This is a genomic window from Photobacterium sp. 2_MG-2023 (genome assembly GCF_030547675.1).
GTDB lineage: Bacteria > Pseudomonadota > Gammaproteobacteria > Enterobacterales > Vibrionaceae > Photobacterium > Photobacterium arenosum.
Map to the genome: position 1 here is coordinate 394,520 of NZ_JAUOQQ010000001.1, position 22,868 is coordinate 417,387.

Genomic DNA, 22,868 nt, shown 5'->3' on the forward strand with positions numbered 1-22,868 from the left:
AAGTGGCTAAATTTACCACTTTCCGTGCCAAGCACCAAGGTATCTCCTTCAATATCCAGTGTGTTTTTATCCGAAGGTCCTTTTTCTATTCTTCCAGATTACTGCCCACCATATTATGTTTACGCAGTAAGCCCCTGAGTTGATGGTAGCTTAATCCCAACAGTTGTGCGCCTTTTCGCTGGTTGTACTTGGCTTGCGCCAGAGCATGGTTAATTAACGCAATTTCCTGTTCGGTCTGATACTGACGTAAATCCAGCGGTAACACAGGCAGAGCATTAACGGACTGAGTACTGTTTTCTGAGTCGTTGTTTTCTTGATCAGAGTCATTAGCTGACCAGGGTGACTGAAACGGGTCCAGTACAATATCCTGTATTGGAAGATCCTCATTTGACTGGCGGAACACGGAACGCTCTACGGTATTTTTCAACTCTCTGACGTTACCGGGCCATTGGTAAGCCAGTAAAGTGCGCTGGGCTTGTTGACTGAATCCGGCAAAGTAGCTGAATCCCATTTCCCGGCACATGCGCACGGCATAGTATTCAGCCAGTGGCAGAATGTCTTCCTGGCGTTCACGAAGTGGCGGAAGATGTATGATATCGAAGGCGAGTCTGTCCAACAGATCCGCTCTGAATTGGCCAGCTTCGGCCATCGCCGGCAGATCGGCATTGGTGGCACAAATCAAACGGACATTGGCCTGGCAGGTTTTGCTTCCTCCCACCCGTTCGTATTCCCCGTATTCAATGACACGGAGCAGTTTTTCCTGAATGCCCATCGGAGAGGTGGCCAGCTCATCCAGAAACAGCGTTCCTCCTTCCGCCCGCTCGAACCTGCCCTGATGGCGGCCTTTGGCGCCGGTAAAGGAGCCGGCTTCATGGCCGAATAATTCAGAGTCTATGATGCCGTCACTCAGTGCGGCACAGTTTAACGATACCAGAGGCTGATCCCAGCGCTTTGATAAATAGTGGATACGCTGGGCAATCAGCTCTTTGCCTGTCCCGCGTTCACCAAGAATCAGTAAAGGGCGTTCAAGCGGAGCCAGACGGGATGCATGATCCAGGGCTGCCAGAAAGGGTTCAGATTCACCGATCAGATTATCTGTTTTTTGCATCAGGTTATCCGTTACTGTGTAGAAAATGAATATATGCCCAACTGGCGAGAGGTTGCCGGGAGGCACAATACTGGTGTGGTGAATTTCACCAACTCTTGGTGTAAACACTCATAAGATAGCAGCGAGAATCTGTATCTGCAAAGGTAAATGTCTGAAATTACGGCTTTTTAAAAGTTGGCACGGCTCTTGTAATAAGAGTTACAGGCAGATTGCTATCTGGTGAAATGACATATCACAATGCTTGCAACCCGACATGTGTGGTTGCAGCGATGAAAGGAGAGACATAATGGGTATTTTTTCTCGCTTTGCGGACATTGTAAACGCCAACGTGAATTCGCTGTTGGACAAAGCTGAAGATCCGCAAAAAATGATCCGCCTGATCATTCAGGAAATGGAAGACACGCTGGTGGAAGTCCGTACTTCTTCGGCCAAAGCGATGGCAGATAAAAAAGAGCTGTATCGTCGTATTAACAGTCTGCAATCACAGTCTGAAGACTGGCAGAACAAAGCTACACTGGCACTGCAGAAGAGCCGTGAAGATCTGGCACGCGCTGCGCTGATTGAAAAACAGAAAATCAGCGATGTGGTACTGACGCTGCAGGAAGAATATAAGCTGGTGGAAGAAACCATCGAAAAGCTGGCAACAGAAGTGGCTGAACTGGAGCGTAAGCTGCAGGAAACCCGCGCCCGGCAGCAAAGCCTGGTGGTGCGTCATCAGGCTGCAGATAATCGTCGTGAAGTCCGCCGCCAGCTTGATACCGGTAAAGTGGAAGAAGCCTTGTCTAAATTCGAGCAGTACGAACGCCGTATTGATGAAATGGAAGCAGAAGCTGACAGCTATAATATAGGCCGGGGCAAAAGCCTGGAGCAGGAATTTGCAGACCTGCAGGCGCAGGATGACATTGAAAAAGAGCTGGAACGCCTGAAAGCGGGCATGAAAGACAAAGAATAACGTCTCAGAAGGAGAGTGTGCATGTCCATGGGATTTATTGTAGGGCCGTTGATTGTCTTTCTGGTGTTTGTTGCGCCACTGTGGCTGATTTTACACTACCGCAGTAAGCGTCAGACGGCACAGGGGCTGTCAGGTGAAGATACTGACAAATTACAAGGGCTGGTGGTCCGTGCTGAGCAAATGCAGCAACGTATTGTGACACTGGAAAAAATACTTGATGCGGAAGCGCCACACTGGAGGCAGAAGCCATGACGAAAACCTTATACCGTGATCCGAAGAACGGCAAGCTGGGCGGGGTTTGCGCCGGGATCGCCGAATACTTCGGGGTGGAGGCCTGGGTTGTCCGTATTCTGACTGTGTCTGCCTTTCTGCTGGGTATCGGGTTCTTTGTGACACTGGCTTATATCGCAGCTTGTCTGTTTCTCGACAAGATGCCGGAAGAGCGTCAGATTCAGCAGCATGCTTATAAAGAGCACACAGTGAAACAGAAACCCTGGCAGTCGGGGCAGTCGCCGTCGCAGCTATTGGATAATATTGAAAATGAGTTTGATCAGATGGAAGGCAAGCTCCGCGACATGGAAGCCTATGTCACCTCATCGGCCTTCAATGTAGAAAAAGCGTTCAAACAGCTTTAATTTATCGGTCAAGTGTTACGAAAAGCAGGCAGTGGCCTGCTTTTCTGTTGCGTATCAGCCAATAACAACCAAAAGGGCAGGATATGATTCATTTGGGGCAAGAGCTCAACAAACTGGTAAACCGTGGCCTGGACAGGCATGTGCGTCTGGCGGTGACAGGATTGTCCCGAGCCGGTAAAACGGCCTTTATTACTTCGCTGGTGAATCAACTGCAGCATGTCAGCACCAACCCGCGGCTGCCACTGTTTCCGGCCGTCAGTGACGGTCATCTGCTGGGCGCGCGCCGTGTCCCTCAGGTTGATATGCACGTACCGGCTTTTGGTTACGAAGAAGGCATGCAGGCTTTGCTGCAATCGCCCCCGCACTGGCCGGAACCGACCCGGGACGTCAGTCAGATACGTATGGCGCTGCGCTTTAAACCGCAGAAAGGCCCGTTAAAACTGCTGCAGGATACCGCCACTCTGTATCTGGATATCATTGATTATCCTGGTGAGTGGCTGCTGGATCTGCCGTTACTGGAAATGGATTACCTGGCCTGGTCAAAACAGCAGGCTCGGTTGATGACTGGCCGCCGTCAACAGCTGGCAAGTGACTGGCTTGCTGCAGGCGAGACACTGGATCCCTTCGCGCCGGCTGACGAACAAGCATTGGCGCTTCTGGCGGCGACCTTCACCGACTATCTGTTCAAGTGTAAAGCAGAAGCCGGGTTGCACTGGGTTCAACCAGGACGTTTTGTGTTACCCGGTGAACTGGCAGGGGCACCGGTGTTGCAGTTTTTCCCGTTTATGTGGCTGGAAAAATACACCGAAGCCCAGTTAAATGAAGCGGGTGACGACACCAATATCGGCTTGCTGAAACGCCGCTACAAGTATTATCAGCAGCACGTGGTGAAAGGCTTTTACCGGGAGCACTTTTCCCGTTTCGACCGACAGATCATTCTGGTCGATTGCCTGCAACCGCTCAATGCCGGCCGCGAATCGTTTAATGATATGCGCCATGCACTCAATCAACTGATGCAGAGTTTTCATTATGGCAGAAGCTCCTTGTTACGCCGCTTGTTTTCGCCTCGTATCGATAAAGTGCTGTTTGCGGCGACCAAGGCCGATCACATTACCCCGGAGCAACATCCGAATCTGGTCAGCCTGTTACAGCAAATGGTCAATGAAGCCTGGCAAACGGCTTCTTTTGAGGGCATTAACATGAGCTGTACTAGTCTGGCTGCCATTCAGGCCACGGAGCCGGGCTTTGTGGATCATCAGGGCAAGCAGGTGCCGGCACTGCGGGGGCATACCTTGTCAGGACAGGCACAGACAGTGTTTCCTGGCGAAGTGCCGCGCAGACTGCCGGATGATGCTTTCTGGCAGGCGCAGGGGTTTGACTTTGTCAGTTTCCGTCCGCTGCCACAACAAAGCGATGAGCCCTTGCCGCACATTCGTATGGATAAAACATTGGCGTTTTTGCTGGGAGATAAACTGCGATGACTAAGCCGTATCAAAGCAAAATTGTATTTGATGAGAAGGACGCCGAGCCGCCAGGCCCGGATCTGAAAAGTCGGCTGGAATTTGCCGGGCAGGACAGCTTTTTGCCCGCCGCAGCCGAAGAGGAATCTGACTCGCAGGCCGAAGCGCAATTGGAGAAAACGCTGGGAAAATCGTCTTCCCGGGGACGCTGGCTGAAAACCTTGCTGCTGGGCGGCATCGGACTGACGATGTGGCAGAGCGTTGATTATGTTGCCAGCGCCTATCTGAGCGGTGACTGGTTGTCACTGGGCTGGAGTGTGCTGGTGGCCTCGGTAGCTGCAACGGGTATCGGTGTGCTTGGCCGTGAATGGCTCAGGCTACGCCGCCTCAAAGATCGCCAGACAGAACGCGAGCAGGCTGAAATGTTACTGGCCGCCGAGGGCATCGGGCAGGGGAAAGCATTTTGTATCCGCCTGGCCAAGCAAGGTGCAATTTCGGCTGAGAACCCGGGTTACAGCCGTTGGCAGGCGTCTTTGGCGGCAACACATAATGATGCGGAAGTGCTGGCCATGTATGACCAGCTGGTGCTCAGTCAGCAGGATAAGCAAGCCAAAAAGCTGGTGGTTAAATATGCGCGGGAAGCCGCCCTGATGGTCGCGGTCAGCCCGTTAGCGATTGCTGATGTGTTGCTGGTCGCCTGGCGGAATTTTCGTCTGATTGATCAGATAGCGGCAGTCTATGGTATCGAGCTCGGCTACTGGTCGCGTATTCAGTTGTTCAAGCTGGTATTGAAAAATATGGCCATAGCCGGTGCCAGTGAGCTTATCACCGACAGCAGCATGGATATCTTGTCTGTGCATCTTGCCGGTCGACTGTCTGCCAGAGCCGCGCAAGGATTGGGTGTGGGTTTGTTGACGGGCCGTCTTGGCCTTAAGGCCATGAATCTGATGCGTCCGTTACCCTGGCAACCGGAACAAGCCCCGGCATTGAGTGATATTCGTCGTGACTTACTCAGCCGACTGGGCGGGGATAAAGCAGAAAAACCGGCAGACTGATGCCCTGAATTACAACGACCAGCCGTAACATACTGGTCGTTTTTTATCCGATTAACGGCGTTTAGAAACAAAAAGTATTTTCTGCTGCCATTTCATCACGATATAGCTCTCACCTTCGGGCATTGCCGTCTTGACGACACACCGACTTCCGCGCACACTTCTTTTCGTGTCACGAATTGTTGACAGTTTTGTCTGGAGCGAAAAGGCAACCACTATGAGACTACAAGTCTTTTGTGTCGATCGGCTTGGGATGACCCGTGAACTGCTGGATATTCTGGCGAGCCGGGAACTGGATCTGCGGGGAATCGAAATCGACCGCAGCGGTATTATTTATCTCAATTGTCCGGAAATCGAATTTGAAGAGTTTCGTCAGTTAATGTTTCAAATCCGTCAGTTAGACGGAGTCACGGATGTGCGTAAAATACAGTTCATGCCGAGCGAGCGTGAACACAAAGAATTGAAAGCCTTGCTGGAAGCACTGCCGGATCCCTTTTTCTCTGTCAATCTGCAGGGAAAAATTGATCTGGCTAATCAGCCGGCAGAGCAGTTATTAGGCAAAACCCGCGAAGCTGTGTTGGGAGAAACCGTCCACAGTGTGCTGGGTTTCAATTTCCATCGCTGGCTGGAGAAAGACAGCGCCAAGCATTACAGCGAAATGGTGGTGTTGTCCGGCCTGGATTATCTGATGGAAGTCATGCCGGTCTACGTGGCCGATGAATCTGATAATGAAGTGCTGGCCAGTGCAGTGATTTTACTGAAGTCCCTGTCTGAGGCCAAAATGCCGCTGGCGATGCGCAAGATCAGCGGTGACAATGGTTTTGAGCATCTGGTCGGGCAATCTTCCCGTTTCCGGCATTTGATTGCACAGGCGAAAAAACTGGCCCTGCTCGATGCACCTTTGCTGATTCAGGGTGAAACCGGGACGGGTAAAGAAATGCTGGCCAGAGCCTGTCACCAGCGTTCACTGCGGCGGGAAAAACCATTCCTGCTGGTCAATTGCGTGTCTATGCCGGATAACGCCGCCGAAACCGAGTTGTTCGGGGTGGCCGGTACCGGTGGTGAATCCGGTAAGAAAGGCATTTTCGAACAGGCCAGCGGCGGTACGGTGTTCCTGTATGAGATTGGTGAGATGTCCTCTCATTTGCAGGTGAAACTGTTACGCTTCCTGCAGGATGGCACTTTCCGCCGGGTCGGCGAAGAGAAAGAAGTGCGGGTCGATGTCCGGGTTATTTGCTCCACACAGAAACGATTGCCGGATCTGGTTGCCGCGGGGCAATTCCGCGAAGATTTGTACTACCGCCTGAATGTGTTATCTCTGGTGGTTCCGCCGTTGCGGGAACGTGCGGCAGATATAGTGCCCCTGGCTGAACTTTTTGTGTCTCAGTTTGCCCAGGAGCTGCAGCAGGCGAAACCTGTGATGTCAGATAAACTGTCCCAGATGCTGAGCCAGTATGCGTGGCCGGGCAATATCCGCCAGCTGCGCAATGTTCTGTTCCGGGCCATGACGCAGCTTGAAAGCGCCGAAATGACGGTCGATGATATTCAGCTGCCAGAGAATGAATCGGCCAGCGTGATCAACGAAGAGACACTCGATGGCTCGTTGGATGACATCATGAAGCGCTATGAAACCGGCATCCTGACAAACCTGTACCGGAGTTACCCTTCTACGCGTAAATTGGCAAAACGATTAGGGGTGTCTCACACCGCAGTAGCGAATAAATTACGGGAATATGGCATCAGTAAGCCGTAACCTGCTTGCTGTGCTACGTCAATCACCCGGAAGGCCACTCAGCTAAAGTGGCCTGATTTTGGACTGGATGTGGCCATTTTCAAGGGCCCGTAAAAGGTTGATCAAATCCAGCCCAAAACGGCAACTGATTCTCGGATTCTGGCAGATCACGCGGTGACAGGGTATGAGTATAGGGATGGGATTCACATTTTTAGCCAGTGCCACCGCCTGATGAGCTTGTTTATTACCGAGCTGGGCAGCCAGTTCCTGACTGGTGCGTGTTTCGCCATAGGGAATGGCCTGGATAGCCTGCCAGACCTGATGCTGAAAAGCTGTGCCATCGGGCGCTAAACGCAATGAAAATTGCTGACGCTGTCCTTCCAGGTATTGTTTGAGCTGAAGGGTGTACTCTTGTAATTTTTTAGGGTGATGAACCCAGCAGGGGGGAGGCTGATAGCCGTCACTGGCAATGGTGATCAGTTTCAGCCCCTGGTCGTCGGCCTGCAGATAAATCAGACCAAGCTCAGTGTTGATCAGGTCGTAGTACATAATTGCCTTCACCGGTCAGAGAGTCTTAACGGCTACCTTCAGCCAGGCACAGGGGAACGCCTCAAATGCCGGTAGCGTTAAAGTGAAAGTATAGTATGCAGAGGTCAGCTTGTTTCATTCAATCATGCAGCGTTCATCAACCTTAAAAGTTGATGAACTGACAGTGCGTCTGGTGACAAATAAAGATGCGCGTCAGATAGCGTCATATTATCAGCGTAACAAACAGTTTCTCCAGCCTTGGGAACCGCTTCGGGATCCGGCTTTCTTTACTGTGGAAGGCTGGGAACGCCGTCTGACACAACTGGCAGAACTTCATAAACACCAGTTGGCGTATTATTTTGTTATCTTCATGGAAGGCTCAGAAGAAGTCTGCGGTGTCATTAATTTCAGTAACCTGGTGCGCCACCCTTTTTACGCCTGCCATGTCGGTTATTCACTGGATGAAAAATGTCAGGGTAAGGGTATTATGCGGCGGGCGTTGAATGCTGCTATACGCTGGATGTTTGACGTGCAGCAGTTTCATCGGGTGATGGCGGCTTATATACCGCGCAATAAGCGCAGTGCGGCAGTACTGAAATCGGCGGGTTTCGAGCAGGAAGGTGTGGCTCGTGAATACTTGTTAATCAATGGGCGCTGGGAAGATCATATACTGACGGCCCGTATTAACCCGGACTGGTCGCAACCTTCGCAGTAACGGTTTACAGGGCGCATTAACTGTGGGCCGGTAAAACGGAAATAAAAAAGCTTGCGTTTACTGTATGCTCAGTACCGCAAGCTTTTTTCGTTTCAGCGTGTTGCTCTGACTTATCAGTCGACAGTCAGGATACGCATGTTGTTGGTACTGCCGACCGTGTCCATGATGTCACCTTGAGTGATAATCACCAGATCGCCTGTTTTCAGCAGATTCAGCTCTTTCAGATCGTGAATGGCATGTTTGGCAACATCCAGACCCGCGTCACCGGCACGGTCGAAAAAGACAGGTGTGACACCACGATACAGTGCGGCGCGATTGAGTGTCTGCTCATTGCGCGACAACGCAAAGATTGGCAGGCCGGATGAAATACGCGACATCATCAGCGGTGTACGACCGGATTCGGTCAGGGTGATCATGGCAGTGACACCGACCATGTGGTTGGCGGCATACATGGTTGACATCGCAATGGTTTCTTCCGGGGTATCAAAGGTGCGGTCCATGCGGTGAGAAGACACGTTCACACTGTGCTCTTTCTCGGCACCCAGACACACGCTGGCCATGGCTTTGACTGTCTCAACCGGATAATCACCTGCAGCGGTTTCAGCCGATAACATTACCGCATCCGTACCGTCGAGTACGGCGTTAGCCACGTCCATCACCTCAGCACGGGTTGGCATCGGGCTGGTGATCATGGATTCCATCATCTGAGTGGCAGTAATGACAGTACGGTTCAGGCTGCGAGCGCGGCGGATCAGCTTCTTTTGCACGCCGATCAGTTCCGGGTCACCAATTTCCACACCCAGATCACCACGGGCAACCATCACAGCGTCTGAGGCCATGATAATATCGTCCATGGCTTCTTCGCTGGCAACCGCTTCAGCACGCTCTACTTTCGCCACCAGACGGGCATTCAGGCCAGCATCGGTTGCCAGACGGCGCGCATAGTGCATGTCTTCGCCGTTGCGGGGGAACGAAACCGCCAGATAATCCACATTCATGGCCGCTGCCGTGATGATATCGGCTTTATCTTTTTCAGTCAGGGCTTCGGCGGACAGGCCACCCCCTTTCTTGTTGATGCCTTTGTTATTGGATAAAGGGCCACCAACAGTCACTTTTGTGTGTACTTTGTTACCTTCAACATGCGTGACTTCAAGCTGTACACGGCCATCATCAAGCAGCAGTAAGTCGCCAGGGCTGACATCTTTTGGCAGCTCTTTATAATCCAGACCAACCGCTTGCTGATTACCTTCACCTTTAGGTAAATCGCTGTCGAGGGTGAACGTGTCACCGATAGCCAGCTTGATTTTGCTGTCTTTGAAGGTAGAAATTCGGATTTTCGGGCCTTGCAGATCGCCAAGTATAGCGACGTGGCGGCCAAGCTTAGCAGCGATTTCACGGACTTGTTTAGTGCGTTGAATGTGATCGTCAGGGCTGCCGTGCGAAAAGTTCATGCGTACCACGTTGGCGCCGGCCGCAATAATGGCTTCGAGGTTGTTGTCGCGATCGGTAGCAGGGCCGAGTGTAGTTACGATTTTGGTACGTCTTAACCTTTGAGACATGAAGCTCTCCATATAGTCGAAAGGATACGATGAGATGGGTTATAACTTGGGTATATAGTGTTAGCATTATCTGTAATTATATTACAGGCGCTTGTAGTAAAAAGGCGACATAGGACAATGAATTGACGACTTTGTCGTCCGTGTTGGTCGTTTTCATTCTCAGCTAAGCGGGTATTATTGTCCGTTTTAAACGCAGAGGGAATACTGAGGGTATAAAAAAGCATGGCTATATCACCATGCTTTGATGTTTTTCCAACCTGAGAATCATAAACAGGTCGTTGAGTTTAAAATAACCCTTCTTTTGCAATGCGTGAATCTTTGATGGTCTCTTTTACGCGTTTCAGGTTCTCTCTGAAACCCGGGCCACGGCGCAAGGTAAAGCCGGTTGCGAGCACATCAATGACCGTCATCTGTACCACACGGCTGGCCATAGGCATGTAGATGTCAGTATCTTCTGGAACATCGAGGCAGATAGACAGTGAGCATTCGCGATCCAGCGGCGAGTCTTTGGCGGTAATACCAATAACAGTCGCACCGTTTTCACGTGCCATCTCAGCAATTTCTACCAGATTCTTGGTACGGCCAGTGTGAGAGATCAGTACCACAACATCATTGTCAGTGCAGTTAATCACACTCATACGCTGCATCACAACGTCATCAAAACAGACAATAGGGATGTTGAAGCGGAAGAACTTATTCATGGCATCATGGGCCACCGAGGCTGATGCGCCCAAGCCAAAGAATGAAATGCGTTTTGCCTGAGTCAGCAAGTCTACTGCTCTGTTAACTTGCATCGGATCGAGACTGCTCTTAGCAACATCCAGACAAGCCATGGTGGACTCGAAGATTTTGGCTGTGTAAGCTTCTGCGCTGTCGTCTTCTTCAACGTTACGGTTTACATAGGGAGTACCGTTCGCCAGGCTTTGAGCAAGATGGAGTTTAAAATCCGGGAAACCTTTGGTATCAAGGCGACGGCAGAAACGGTTGACCGTTGGCTCGCTGACATCGGCCATTTTGGCCAGCGTCGCAATGCTTGAGTGAATGGCGGTTTGCGGGGAAGCGATGATAACTTCAGCAACCTTACGCTCTGACTTACTAAAGTTTTCTAAATTGTTTTGGATTTTTTCAAGGGTATTCATACGATAACCGCGATTCGTTGCTGAATTTCAAAATAGGCGAGTTCGTTGGGACGCTGCCAAATATGATGAAACTATACTACTTTTCTTTTCTGGCCTCCTAGCAAATCTCTGAAAATCACTTTTCCTTTTTATTATAGTTTGATCACGATCTACTTTCCCTTTCAGTTTTGAAATGATTTTAACGGGGAAAAACCAATGAAATGCCGAGTATTAAGCTGCTTTGTGTTATTTATTTTCAATGCCCGGAATTAATTTACAGTTTGAATTAAATGTACAACAAAAAGACAATGAATAAATTTCAAAGGAAGTAATGATGGAAAAAGCAAAGCGTGTCAGTGTCTGTGGCTGCGGTTGGTTAGGTTTGCCTTTGGCCAAGCGCCTGCATCATTCCGGTTATGAAACATTCGGTTCAAAGCAGACTCAAGAGGGCGCTGAAGTATTGGAGCGCCAGGGTATCAAAGGTGTTGTGGTTCGTTTGCCGCTACTGCTCGAGGCGCACTCGCCGACGCTGAACGCATTTTTAGCGGCAGATGTCATGGTGCTGAATGTACCGCCCGGGAGACAGACAACGTCAGCAGATGAATACAGCACAAAAATCCTGTCGTTATCTGAGGCAGCGAAAGCGGCCGGTTGTCATAGGTTGATTTTTATCAGCACTACCTCGGTTTACGGGGATGCCGAAGAAGAAGTTACTGAATTAACCGAGCCTGCTCCTTCGACAGAATCTGGCAGGGTACATGCTGATCTGGAACAGCAACTCCGTCAGTCATGGGGTGATGATCTTGTGGTGTTGCGTTTAGCCGGCCTGATTGGCCCTCAACGGCATCCTGTGAAGTTTCTGGCCGGACGACAAGGCATTGCCAATGGCGGGGCGCCAGTCAACCTGGTGCATCTGGATGATGTGATATCAGCCGTTATAGCAATCTTAGAATGCTGGCCGACAATGACGACTTTGCATTTGTCTGTGCCACAGCACCCCGGCAGGGAAATATATTATCGGGAAATGGCCCGTTTGGCAGGATTAGCCCAGCCTGAGTTTCAGCCTGGTGGCGAGCAGGGGAAGTGGATAAATGCATCCGCAACCGTTGAGGCTCTGGGTTTGAACTGGCGTTATGAGGATATAATGACTCTGGCTCCTGAGCTCTGAGGAGGGGTCAAGCGCTTCACCATGTAGGCTCGGTGTTGCGAGTGCCAGATAAAAAAAATCCCGCTGAAAAGTCAGCGGGAGGAATTTATCCTTAACACAATTAGGAGTTTAGCAGCAGTGGCATTGTCGATTAAAGCTGTTCAGTGAACCATTCATTGGCGGCCGGTTATCAATCACTTCGTTAATCTTAATGTCACTAGTTATGACCGAGCGCTCATCGCTTAGTTCCGATGTCACACCGCTTTTTTTGAAATATTTTCTAACCAATTGATATCTATAAGACAAAATAAACCGTTTTTTAAACAACCGCGCACTTGCTGAAACGTTCAGGCTAAGGTTGTTTGTCATAGGGTGAAAATGAAAGAAACCCGTTTCCAGACGAAAACGGGCTTTGAAGAAAATCTTCTAAGAAAAAGCAGTGGCACTATGTATGACTCCGGTATTCAGCCTTGGTTCCCACCGTACTTCGCATTATTTAAATTTTTTTCTTTTCTTCTCCGTTTCAATACTGTTCATCGCTTGTTAAATCTGTTAGCAAGGTGTAGAGTTTAAACATGTGTTTAATACGGGTGACTTAATATGGTAGTCAAAGCTGATACAAAAAGCCGCATTCTGGACGCCGCTGAACTCTTGTTTGCAGAGCATGGCTTCAAAGAAACGTCGCTGCGAACAATAACCAGCAAAGCGGGAGTCAACCTGGCCTCTGTTAACTATCACTACGGTGATAAGAAAACGCTTATCCGGGCAGTGCTGAGCCGCTACCTGGAAGAATTCATGCCAGCGCTTAAGCAGGAGCTGGAAGTGCTGCTGACCCGAGATGATTTCAGCATGGAAGATGTCTTCCGCTGTACCAAGCAACCTTTGCTGAAGCTCGGCAATTTCCGTTCTGGCGGTGCCACTATTTTCATGTCCCTGATTGGTCGCGGTTATACCGATGTTCAGGGCCACTTACGCTGGTTTATCGTAACGCGTTATAACCCGGTGCTAAACCTGTTCACGAAAGCGGTTTGCCGCGCCAATCCGTCATTAGATCCGGAAACCCTGTTCTGGCGCTTGCATTTTACCTTAGGGGCGTCCGTTTTTACGATGGCATCCAGTACCGCACTGCGCGAAATTGCTGAAAATGATTTCAAATGTACTGTGTCGACCGCCGATCTGATTGATCGCATGGTGCCGTATCTTGCTGCGGGTGTTGCCGCGCCGATAGAGATGCCTGCACCAGTATCAGCTGCGACAGAGAACTCTTACTGAACCCTGCAAAAAAAATATAACAGTTAACTCTCGCCAAGACGTGGCAGAAAGACAAAAGGACGTGACCCATGAGTAATAAAAGTCTGAGACAACGCTACATCAGTGATCCTGCTTTCAAGGTATTTAAGAAAGTGTTACCGCCACTGTCTGATACCGAACGGGAAGCCATGGAAGCAGGCAGTGTCTGGTGGGACGGTCAGCTTTTCGCCGGTAAGCCGGACTGGAATACCCTGCTGAATTATCCCAAGCCTAAGCTGAGTGACGACGAACAGTCTTTTATTGACAATGAGCTTGAAACTCTGCTGAAAATGCTGGATGACAATCAGATTGTTCGTGAAGATCGTGATTTGCCTTCTGAGGTGTGGGAGTACCTGCGAAAAGAAAAATTCTTCTCATTGATCATTGGCAAAGAGTATGGCGGTCGCGAGTTCTCTGCGCATGCCAACTCGACCATTGTGACGCGTATTGCAACCCGAAGCCAAAGCGCCGCCGTGTCTGTCATGGTACCTAATTCTTTGGGTCCGGGTGAGCTACTGAGTCACTATGGTACAGAAGAACAGAAGAATTACTGGTTACCGCGCCTGGCTGACGGGACAGATATCCCGTGTTTTGCACTGACCGGCCCGGAGGCGGGCTCTGATGCCGGCGGTATCCCGGATATGGGTGAAGTTTGTTATGGCGAGCATGAAGGTAAGGAAGTACTGGGTATCCGCGTAAGCTGGAACAAGCGATATATTACCCTGGCACCTGTTGCCACTGTGCTGGGACTGGCCTTTAAACTGCGTGATCCGCAAGGTCTGATTGGTGATCAGAAAGATATCGGCATTACCTGTGCCCTGATTCCAACCAGCCATGATGGTGTGGAAATTGGTGAGCGTCATGACCCGCTGGGTGGTGCCTTCATGAATGGTCCAACCCGTGGTCAGGATGTGTTTATTCCTATGGAGTGGGTGATCGGCGGTCAAGACTATGCTGGGCGTGGCTGGCGTATGCTGGTGGAATGTCTGTCAGCTGGCCGTGGTATCTCACTGCCAGCGTTGGGGACGGCCATTGGCCACCTGACATCTCGCAGCACCGGGGCCTATTCTTATGTGCGTAAGCAGTTTGGTATGTCGATTGGTCATTTTGAAGGTGTTGCCGAAGCCCTGGGACGTATTGGCGGCATGACTTATATGCTGGAAGCGGCCCGTACGCTGACGACCACTTCTCTGGATATGAAAGAAAAACCGGGCATAGTGACGGCAATTGCCAAGTACCACATGACGGAAATTGCCCGTACTATCCTGAACGACGCCATGGATATTCACGCCGGGCGGGGAATTCAGTCCGGGCCGATGAATTATCTGGCAAATCAGTATATTGGTATGCCTGTGGCGATCACCGTTGAAGGGGCAAACATTCTGACCCGTAACCTGATGATCTTTGGTCAGGGGGCGACCCGTTGCCACCCTTATGTACTGAAAGAAATGGAAGCCGCTGCGAATCCGGATGCAGACCAGGCAGCGAAAGACTTCGATCAACTGCTGTTCAAACACATTGGTTTTGCGGTGGGGAATGTCAGCAAAGCCTTGCTCAATGCCTTCACCGGCTCCAAACTCAACCGGACACCGGTATCGGGTGAAACGGCGTATTACTATCGTCACTTGTCCCGCATGAGCCGTGCTCTGGCTGTAGCGGCAGATTTCTCTATGTTGTCACTGGGCGGGGAACTGAAACGCCGTGAAATGGTGTCTGCCCGTCTGGGTGATGTGTTAAGCCACCTGTATCTGGCATCGGCTGTGCTGAAGCGTTATGAAATGGAAGGGCGTCAGCAAGAAGATCTGCCTTTGGTTCATTACGCGTTACAGCACTGTCTGAACAAGTGCGGTGTTGCGTTTGATGAAGTCTTCAATAACTTCCCGCGCAAAGGGGTTGGACGGGTACTGCGCACACTGACCTTCCCGCTGGGAATTCACTATGAAGCGCCAAAGGATGAGCTGAAACTGGCGATTTCCAAATTGCTGATGACTCCAGGGGTCGCGCGTGACCGACTGACCACCAACTGCTATATCGGTGAGAAAGACAATGATCCTGTGGCTATCATGGAGCGTGCTTTCGTTGCCATGTACGGTGTGCGCGATATTGAGCGTAAACTGGCGAAAGCGGTGAAAGCCGGCACTGTGCCTCGTAAGGCACCATTAGCTGAAAAACTGAAGATTGCCCTGGATGCGGGGGTAATCACAGAAGCTGAGGTTGAGAAAGTGCATAATGCTGACCAGTTGAGATCGCGTGCGATACAAGTGGACAGCTTCGCACCCGAAGCGTTTAAAAAGGGCGCCTTACAGCCAGGGAAAGCCGCCTGATAAGCAATGATATTGCTTAATGAAGAATAAACCTGGTGGTTAAATATGCCGCGCATTTGCGCGGCATTTTTTTCACTGGCTCAGCTATCCTGAAGAGGCCTGGGCTTTTAAGACGTATCCTTATTGTCTGTGGGTGCTGTTTTCTTCAGCAACTCATGGCTCAATATCAAAAAATCTGCCTTAACACCTCCAACCACTGGTCGATTTTAGCGGTTTCGAACATAAAACTGATGCGAATTAGTGACTAACCTTTTATCCTACGGGCAACAGAACAAAGGAAGAAAACGAAATGATCATCAAACCAAAAATTCGTGGATTCATTTGTACAACGACTCACCCAGTGGGTTGTGAAGCAAACGTCAAAGAGCAAATCGAATACACCCAGTCTCAGCCTAAGCTGGAAAATGGCCCTAAGCGTGTATTGGTGGTTGGCTCTTCCACTGGCTACGGTCTGGCTTCTCGTATCGCGGCAGCATTTGGCTCCGGCGCTGCGACTATCGGCGTGTTCCTGGAAAAGCAAGGTACAGAGAAAAAGCCGGGTTCAGCGGGCTGGTATAACTCTGCAGCGTTTGACAAATTCGCCAAAGCAGAAGGTCTGTACTCCAAGAGCCTTAACGGTGATGCTTTCTCGCATGAAATGAAGCAGAAAGTGATTGAGCTGATCAAAGAAGATCTGGGTCAGATTGACATGGTGGTCTACTCACTGGCTTCCCCAGTGCGTAAAATGCCGGATTCAGGCGAGCTGATTCGCTCCAGCCTTAAACCAATGGGCGAGACCTACACAGCGACAGCAGTTGATACCAACAAAGATGTCCTGATTGAAGCGAGCATTGAGCCTGCCAGCGAGCAGGAAATTGAAGATACAGTGAAAGTCATGGGCGGCCAGGACTGGGAACTGTGGATCAATGCTCTGGCTGATGCCGGCGTGCTGGCTGAAGGTTGTAAGACGGTTGCATACAGCTACATTGGTACTGAAATCACCTGGCCAATCTACTGGCATGGTGCACTGGGTAAAGCCAAGATGGATCTGGACCGTGCTGCCAGTGAGCTGAGCAGTAAACTGGCTGCTATTAAAGGTACGGCAAACGTTGCTGTACTTAAGAGTGTTGTGACTCAGGCCAGTGCGGCGATTCCTGTAATGCCACTGTATATTGCAATGGTCTTCAAGAAAATGCGCGAAGAAGGTGTTCACGAGGGCTGTATGGAGCAAATCTTCCGTATGTTCTCACAACGCCTGTATAAAGCCGATGGTTCAGCCACTGAGCTGGACAGCGACAACCGCCTGCGTTTGGATGACTGGGAATTGCGTGAAGATATCCAGGAGCACTGCACAACGCTGTGGCCACAGGTGACAAATGAGAATTTGTTTGAGGTGACAGATTATCAGATGTACAAAGACGAGTTCATGAAATTGTTTGGCTTTGGTCTGAATGGCGTAGACTATGATGCAGAAGTCAATCCTGTGGTCGAGTTCGACGTTCAGGATGTCTGATCACTTTATGGTGATTACAAAAAAGCTGTGATAAAAAACCGCCGATGTTGGCGGTTTTTTATGGCTGAGATTTCCGCGCAGCGAAAACAGCGTATAAACGGCGCATGAATTAAAGGGCGTTAACTGCTCTTGTCATCTGGTAGCTCAATCACGAAGGCTGCCCCTTCAATGCTGGCTTTTTCCACGTAAATACGACCGCCGTAACAGGAAACAATATCGTGGCACACAGACAGGCCAATTCCTTGTCCCGGATTGCGCTGATCAGCCCGGATCCCCCGTTGGAAAATGGCTTCCCGCATATCATCGCTGACACCGGGACCGTCATCCTCAATACGGATAATCAATTTTCCCTGCTGTTGCGCGGCGCTGAGGCGAATCTCACTGATACAGAACCTGAAGGCGTTTTCCAGCAGATTTCCCAGCAGTTCCATCAAATCGGTGCGGTTCAGAGGGAGGCACAAGCCCGTGCTGTACTGGCGTTTCAGTGTGACCTGTTTGGTGCTGTAAATCTTCTTCAGCATCCGCTCAAAGCTTTCCACGACTGGGTTGAGCAGGGTCTTATCTTTCTGCAGACCTTGTTGTCCCATTAAAGCACGTTTTAACTGATACTGAACCAGATCGTCCATCTGACTGATTTGTTCCAGCATGCGCTGATTGAGATCGCAGCGGGGCAGGGAATGATCATCCAGCAAGGCATTGGCGGCGGCCAGACGGGTTTTCAGGCTGTGTGCCAGATCGTCCATCGCGTGGCGGTAGCGGGCGGTCTTGTCGTTACTGATCCGGATGAGACGATTAAGTGACTGTGTCACGTCCTGCAACTCAGTAGGAAAATCACTGTCCAGCTGCTCGCGTTTGGCGTCCGTGACCTGATTGAGCTGAGTGGCCAGTTTTCGCAACGGCTGAAAGCTCCAGTGAAATGCGGCGATGAGAAAGGCAACGGCGATCAATACAAACAAGCCGAGATAGAGGGCGGTTCGGTTGTGAAGCCGGCTCAGGGACTGTTCATAGGCCGTACCTGAGCGCAGGACAACCAGCTGGTAAGCATTGCCATTCTCGCGGTCACGGCTGATATCGTAAGCGATATAGCTCTTTGTGTTATCAGCCTTGACCAGGGTGGGGGTTTGCATTGCATCCGGCAGGCTGCTGCAAATACTGGTCAGCCCCGCGGCTTTTGCCTCATCTGATAACCACATCGTATTATCATTGCGATCACAAAGGACCGACATGTAATCCGTCGCGGATGGATCCAAGGAGTCAATCCATTTATCAACGTCTTTGATTAATCCTGCCCGGTTAAGCTGGGCAACGACTAACGGCATTTGTGCAACAAGATCCGTGGAATAGGCAGCCATGTAACTCTGGCTGTAGAGTTCATTGATCACCCAGGCCAGGGCCGAGGTAATCAGGGCAATGATCGCAATGGATGTGATCATTACCCGATGGCGCAAACGCGGGAGAATAGCCAGATTCATTGCGCGGTAAGCTCAAAGATGTATCCCTGACCGCGAATGGTCGAAATGGGGTTATCCTGTCCGGTCTGGCTGATTTTTTTGCGCAGACGGCTGATCATGACCTCGATGGTATTAGGATCGCCTTCCTGATCTTCATACAACACGTCCAGCAGTCGCTGCTTGGAGACCACCTGGCGGCTGTGGCGCATCAGGTATTCCAGCAGTTCGTACTCAAAAGCGGTGAGGTCGAGCAGGTTTTCACTGACAAAAACCTGTTTCGCCAGCAGGTCGACACGGATTTCTCCGGCGATCATCTCGGGCTTTATAAACCCTGCACTACGGCGAACCAACGCACTCAGCCGGGCCACCAGCTCTTCTCTCTGGAAAGGTTTCACCAGATAATCATCGGCACCAGCTTCCAGTCCCGTGACTTTATCCTGCCAGTTAGAACGTGCTGTCAGAATCAGGATTGGCAGTCGTAAGCCTTTATCACGGATTTCACGAATCAGAGTGATACCGTCACGGTCGGGCAGACCTATATCGACGATAGCGACATCATTGGGGTAGTTATCAGCATAGAACAGGCCTTCTTCGGCCGTATTGGCACACTGAACTTGATTGCCCAGCTCACTGAGCTGAGTTTTCAGATGGTGGCACAGGATCGGATCGTCTTCGACTATCAGGATGCGCATCATAATAAAGTTACCTGAAACTGTGGAATAGAGTTGCGAATACCAGAAAGCACGCTTTATAGCAAAGGGGGCTGGCGGGTACAATTTTCACCGGTTAATTGTGAGAGATTATACCACCTATCATCTGAATAACGGCTGACTCTGCCAAATGCCAGTGTCAGCCGTGTGGGGAGGTGCTAGCTGAGAATAATAATCAGCGTACCTGCTATTGTGAGCAGAACGTTAGCTATGGCGTAGGTGCCTGCATAACCCAGAGCAGGAATAGTACTGCGGGCATGCTCATTGATCATGTCCATCGCCGGGGCGCAGGTACGGGCGCCGATAATGGCACCAAACAGCAGTGCACGGTTCATATCCAGTACATACGCGCCGAAAAGGTAGGCAAGCATCACGGGAATCACGCTCACCATCATGCTGACTAAAAATACGCTCGGACCAATTTGCGTAATCGATTCAAACAGGTTAGAACCGGCACTCAGGCCAATACCAACCATGAACACCATCAAACCGAGATCTTTGGCCATATTGAGTGCGCCCTGCGGAACATAGCCGAACGTCGGGTGATTGGCTCGCAGGAAACCCAGAGAGATCCCGGCGAGCAACAGACCTGCGGCATTACCCAGACCAAAGGTAATCTGGCCGAAGGTCATGGTAATGGAACCGAAAAGCAGCCCCATAATAAAGAAGCAGCAAAAGGCCAGAAGATCAGCAATCTGACTGTGGATAGAGATAAAGCCAATGCGCTCGGCCAGCCCCAGCACCCGGCTTTTCTCACCGCTGACCTGGAGGATGTCACCTTTATTGAGCAGGGTACTGTGGTCCATCGGCATTTCAATCTGAGCGCGTACCACACGGTTGAGGAAGCAGCCATATTCGGCCAGATTCAGCTCTGATAAGCGCTTACCGGCAATATTGTCGTTCTTGACCACGATCTCTTCTTCAACAATGCGCAGATCGAGCAAATCACGGTCAAACACTTCTTTTCCGTTGCGGAAGCTGGGATCCAGTCGTGCGTGGCTGTCGGGGTAACCCACTAAGGCAATCTCGTCGCCTTCCTGCAGGATGGCATCACCATCCGGGTTGGCAAGAATACCATGGCGCCGGATACGCTCAATGTAGCAGCCCGTCTGGCGATAGATGCCCAGTTCACGCAGGTTACGGCCATCGATCCAGTCAATCAGTTCAGGTCCGACACGGTACGCACGTATGATAGGTAAGTAGACTTTGCGTTGTGAGGCGCCACCTATTCCACGCTCTTTCGCAATCTGTTGCGAGGATTCAGCCAGATCTTGCTTTTGCAGCTTGGGCATCAGCTTGGCCAGCAGTATCAGGCTGATCAGGCCAATCAGGTAAGACATGGCGTATCCGACACTCAGGCTGTCAATCAGGTCTTGAACAATCATGGGATCAGACAGATTCGATAAGCCGCCACTTAATGCATCTTTGGCACCGACCAGAACCGGCGTAGCAGTAAGAGAGCCCGCCATGAGGCCGGTCGCCAGACCCAGATCCAGATTCAGGTAATGTGACATAGTCAGTGTGATCGTGATGGCTGATAAGAGCACCACTAAAGCCAGCAGTAAATAATGTTTACCGTCCCGGAAAAAAATACCGAAGAAGTTTGGCCCGGCCTGAATACCCACACAGAAGATGAATAGCATGAAGCCAATATTGAGGGCTTCAGCATCAAAGGTAAAACCGGCGTTACCGAAGAGGAGCGCAGTCAGGAGTACGCCAATGGAATTACCAATCTGCAACTTGGCGATACGAAGTTTTCCGACAGTAAGACCCACAGCGAGAACTACAAAGAGGAGCAGAATATCATTCTGGCGAAGCAGGTCAGCAATGTCGATGTTCACAACAAATTTTTCCGAAGTCAGCGCAATATACTAAAGATATGGTTCGGAATTTTATCTTAAACTACTGCTATACGATACCGATATTCGAGGTGCGCGACACAAAAAAAGGCTGATTAAACAGCCTTTTTGTCAACGAGTCACATTTGCGCAATTGAACTGTGATTATTGAAACAGTCCAAGGTTGTCTTTTGCGTACGCTTCGAATTCTGTGCAGCCACCGATATGCTGTTGATCAACGAAGATTTGTGGCACCGTTTCAACGGGCTTACCCACGGTTTTTTCCAGGTCAGCCTTGGAAATGCCTTCTGCGTGAATATCTACGTAACGATAGTTGAAATCATCACGTTCTTCTTTCAGCTTGTCAGCCAAGTCTTTTGCACGAACACAGAAAGGGCAGCCAGGGCGACCAAAAATTACTACGAACATAGAGCTTCTCCTTTGTCTTGTGGGGCTACTATAACGTGAGTCTGTCGGCGGTGAAAGTCGGAATTATCAGTAGCATCAATAGAAAATTTCGATGGTTAGCGTTATTTACATCAGCGGTAAACCTGTTATGTCTGAGGTAGCGGCAATGAAAAAAGCCAGGCTGGACAGACCTGGCTTTGGGCGGCAGTGGAGCAAGAAGTTAGAAGTCGTAGCGAATAGCCATCGCCAGAACGTCTTCGTTACCGTCGATTTGATCGGCTTTGTACTCTGCGTAGGTACGCAGGTTTTTGTTGAACTTGTAGTAGGCGCCAAGCACAAAATAGTCCTCAACATCTGACGTGGTGCCTGTATCGGCTTCCAGATAGTTGTAGACAGCCTGAGCAGAGAAGCCATTACCAAAGTTGTAGCCCACTACGGCTTCGTAGCCGTCGTAGTCAGTACCGGTTTCTGCGCCTGACTTGTCTTTCCAGTTTTCACCCATGCTATACAGCAGTGCGGCATAGATGTTGTTGGCGTCGTACGCAACAGACAGTGCAGTCACTTCTGCATCATCAGTGCCATCCAGGCCTTCACCTGAGTTATAACCGGCACCAAATTTCACGCCCACAGGCAGTGCGTAAGAGGCAGCAACACCGTAAGAGGTTGATGTGTCGCCATTTACTTGCTGAACGGCGTTGTTGTCCAGCTGGTAGCTTGCTTCAACAGTCAGGCCGCTGAATTCGCCAGCATATTTCAGCACTGAGCTGGTCTTACCTGTACCGAAACGGTCGGTACCTGTACCACTTGCATCTGCACCGAATTCTTCCAGGGTATCGGTGTAATCAGAAATCAGGGTAAACGACCCTTCCTGACGACCGTAGGTGGCTTCACCGAAGTTACCGCCCAGACCGGCATAAGCTTTACGTGTTTCAAGACCTTCGTCTTTAGAAGAGGCGTTCACTTCAGTTTCGTACAGGCCGACACCGTAAAGGTTGCTGTTAATTTCAGACTTCGCTTTGGCACCAAAGCGGAAATAGCTTTGATCGCCTTTTTCGCTGTTGTCATCCGAGCTGTAGTACATACCTACTGCACGGCCATACAAATCAACGGTTGCCCCATCCTTGTCATAAACGTTTGCAGCAGCAGCTGAGCCAGAAACAAAAGCAGTAATCAATGCCGATGCTAAAACAGTTTTTTTCATTTCTTTTTCCCCTAGGTAGGTATCAAGTGCTTCATTGCTGTTTTGATGGGCTGCAGGATAGAAGGTGAATATGACAAAAAAATGTTGTTCAAAAGTCACTTTGATGAAAGCGAAACATTATTTATCAATGAATTACTCCACTTGCATG

At 50.3% G+C, this 22,868-nt stretch carries 20 protein-coding genes; 11 read left to right on the forward strand and 9 right to left on the reverse strand.

What is annotated here, in order from left to right; genetic code table 11:
* Positions 1 to 85 precede the first annotated feature (85 nt).
* Complete coding sequence (gene pspF / locus Q4491_RS01810; RefSeq protein WP_192015329.1) at positions 86 to 1,108, reverse strand: phage shock protein operon transcriptional activator; 1,023 nt, start codon at positions 1,106 to 1,108, stop codon at positions 86 to 88.
* A gap of 286 nt (positions 1,109 to 1,394) precedes the next feature.
* On the opposite strand from pspF, the gene pspA reads away from it, so the two are divergent.
* From pspA to tyrR, 6 genes are all read left to right on the forward strand, one after another.
* Positions 1,395 to 2,060 (forward strand): phage shock protein PspA, encoded by a 666-nt coding sequence (pspA, locus tag Q4491_RS01815; RefSeq protein WP_192015330.1) that lies wholly within the window; start codon positions 1,395 to 1,397, stop codon positions 2,058 to 2,060.
* 21 nt (positions 2,061 to 2,081) lie between these two features.
* Positions 2,082 to 2,312: an envelope stress response membrane protein PspB gene (pspB, locus tag Q4491_RS01820; RefSeq protein ID WP_027253354.1), complete on the forward strand. Its 231-nt coding sequence runs from the start codon at positions 2,082 to 2,084 to the stop codon at positions 2,310 to 2,312.
* On the forward strand, positions 2,309 to 2,695 hold the full coding sequence (gene pspC, locus Q4491_RS01825; RefSeq protein WP_192015331.1) for an envelope stress response membrane protein PspC: 387 nt from the start codon (positions 2,309 to 2,311) through the stop codon (positions 2,693 to 2,695). The genes pspB and pspC overlap by 4 nt, the downstream gene beginning before the upstream one ends.
* Before the next feature lie 83 nt (positions 2,696 to 2,778).
* Positions 2,779 to 4,176: a YcjX family protein gene (locus Q4491_RS01830; RefSeq protein ID WP_192015332.1), complete on the forward strand. Its 1,398-nt coding sequence runs from the start codon at positions 2,779 to 2,781 to the stop codon at positions 4,174 to 4,176.
* Complete coding sequence (locus Q4491_RS01835; RefSeq protein WP_192015333.1) at positions 4,173 to 5,210, forward strand: YcjF family protein; 1,038 nt, start codon at positions 4,173 to 4,175, stop codon at positions 5,208 to 5,210. The genes Q4491_RS01830 and Q4491_RS01835 overlap by 4 nt, the downstream gene beginning before the upstream one ends.
* Positions 5,211 to 5,424: 214 nt before the next feature.
* On the forward strand, positions 5,425 to 6,960 hold the full coding sequence (gene tyrR / locus Q4491_RS01840) for a transcriptional regulator TyrR (protein ID WP_192015334.1): 1,536 nt from the start codon (positions 5,425 to 5,427) through the stop codon (positions 6,958 to 6,960).
* A 42-nt stretch (positions 6,961 to 7,002) separates the two neighbouring features.
* On the opposite strand, the gene Q4491_RS01845 is transcribed toward tyrR, so the two are convergent.
* Positions 7,003 to 7,488, reverse strand: a complete 486-nt coding sequence (locus tag Q4491_RS01845; protein WP_192015335.1) for a methylated-DNA--[protein]-cysteine S-methyltransferase — start codon at positions 7,486 to 7,488, stop codon at positions 7,003 to 7,005.
* Positions 7,489 to 7,597: 109 nt separating this feature from the next.
* On the opposite strand from Q4491_RS01845, the gene rimJ reads away from it, so the two are divergent.
* Positions 7,598 to 8,182 (forward strand): ribosomal protein S5-alanine N-acetyltransferase, encoded by a 585-nt coding sequence (rimJ, locus tag Q4491_RS01850; RefSeq protein WP_225445108.1) that lies wholly within the window; start codon positions 7,598 to 7,600, stop codon positions 8,180 to 8,182.
* Between the two features lie 113 nt (positions 8,183 to 8,295).
* On the opposite strand, the gene pyk is transcribed toward rimJ, so the two are convergent.
* Positions 8,296 to 9,741 carry a pyruvate kinase gene (pyk, locus tag Q4491_RS01855; RefSeq protein ID WP_192015336.1) on the reverse strand — a complete coding sequence of 482 codons (1,446 nt, stop codon included), beginning with the start codon at positions 9,739 to 9,741 and terminating at the stop codon, positions 8,296 to 8,298.
* A 284-nt stretch (positions 9,742 to 10,025) separates the two neighbouring features.
* Positions 10,026 to 10,880 carry a MurR/RpiR family transcriptional regulator gene (locus Q4491_RS01860; protein WP_046219713.1) on the reverse strand — a complete coding sequence of 285 codons (855 nt, stop codon included), beginning with the start codon at positions 10,878 to 10,880 and terminating at the stop codon, positions 10,026 to 10,028.
* 310 nt (positions 10,881 to 11,190) lie between these two features.
* Here Q4491_RS01860 and Q4491_RS01865 point away from each other — a divergent pair, with 310 nt between their 5' ends.
* The 4 genes from Q4491_RS01865 to fabV all read left to right on the forward strand — a co-directional run bounded on the left by Q4491_RS01865 (position 11,191) and on the right by fabV (position 17,112).
* Positions 11,191 to 12,027, forward strand: coding sequence for an NAD-dependent epimerase/dehydratase family protein (locus Q4491_RS01865; protein ID WP_303453827.1), 837 nt, complete (start codon positions 11,191 to 11,193; stop codon positions 12,025 to 12,027).
* Positions 12,028 to 12,606: 579 nt separating this feature from the next.
* On the forward strand, positions 12,607 to 13,278 hold the full coding sequence (locus Q4491_RS01870; protein WP_192015337.1) for a TetR/AcrR family transcriptional regulator: 672 nt from the start codon (positions 12,607 to 12,609) through the stop codon (positions 13,276 to 13,278).
* Between the two features lie 68 nt (positions 13,279 to 13,346).
* Entirely contained in the window at positions 13,347 to 15,620 is a 2,274-nt protein-coding gene (locus Q4491_RS01875) for an acyl-CoA dehydrogenase (protein ID WP_303453834.1), read from the forward strand.
* A gap of 289 nt (positions 15,621 to 15,909) precedes the next feature.
* The gene (fabV, locus tag Q4491_RS01880) at positions 15,910 to 17,112 is read left to right on the forward strand and encodes an enoyl-ACP reductase FabV (protein WP_192015339.1); all 1,203 of its coding nucleotides are present in this window, start codon (positions 15,910 to 15,912) and stop codon (positions 17,110 to 17,112) included.
* Between the two features lie 119 nt (positions 17,113 to 17,231).
* On the opposite strand, the gene Q4491_RS01885 is transcribed toward fabV, so the two are convergent.
* The 5 genes from Q4491_RS01885 to Q4491_RS01905 all read right to left on the reverse strand — a co-directional run bounded on the left by Q4491_RS01885 (position 17,232) and on the right by Q4491_RS01905 (position 22,720).
* Positions 17,232 to 18,584 carry an ATP-binding protein gene (locus tag Q4491_RS01885; protein WP_237796048.1) on the reverse strand — a complete coding sequence of 451 codons (1,353 nt, stop codon included), beginning with the start codon at positions 18,582 to 18,584 and terminating at the stop codon, positions 17,232 to 17,234.
* A complete protein-coding gene (locus Q4491_RS01890) occupies positions 18,581 to 19,255 on the reverse strand; it encodes a response regulator (protein WP_192015385.1) in 675 nt (224 codons plus the stop codon). Before Q4491_RS01890 ends, Q4491_RS01885 begins: the two co-directional genes overlap by 4 nt.
* A gap of 176 nt (positions 19,256 to 19,431) precedes the next feature.
* Positions 19,432 to 21,114: an aspartate:alanine antiporter gene (locus Q4491_RS01895; protein WP_192015341.1), complete on the reverse strand. Its 1,683-nt coding sequence runs from the start codon at positions 21,112 to 21,114 to the stop codon at positions 19,432 to 19,434.
* Positions 21,115 to 21,276: 162 nt separating this feature from the next.
* A complete protein-coding gene (locus Q4491_RS01900; RefSeq protein WP_192015342.1) occupies positions 21,277 to 21,540 on the reverse strand; it encodes a GrxA family glutaredoxin in 264 nt (87 codons plus the stop codon).
* Positions 21,541 to 21,739: 199 nt separating this feature from the next.
* Positions 21,740 to 22,720: a porin gene (locus Q4491_RS01905; protein ID WP_192015343.1), complete on the reverse strand. Its 981-nt coding sequence runs from the start codon at positions 22,718 to 22,720 to the stop codon at positions 21,740 to 21,742.
* Between the last annotated feature and the right edge of the window lie 148 nt (positions 22,721 to 22,868).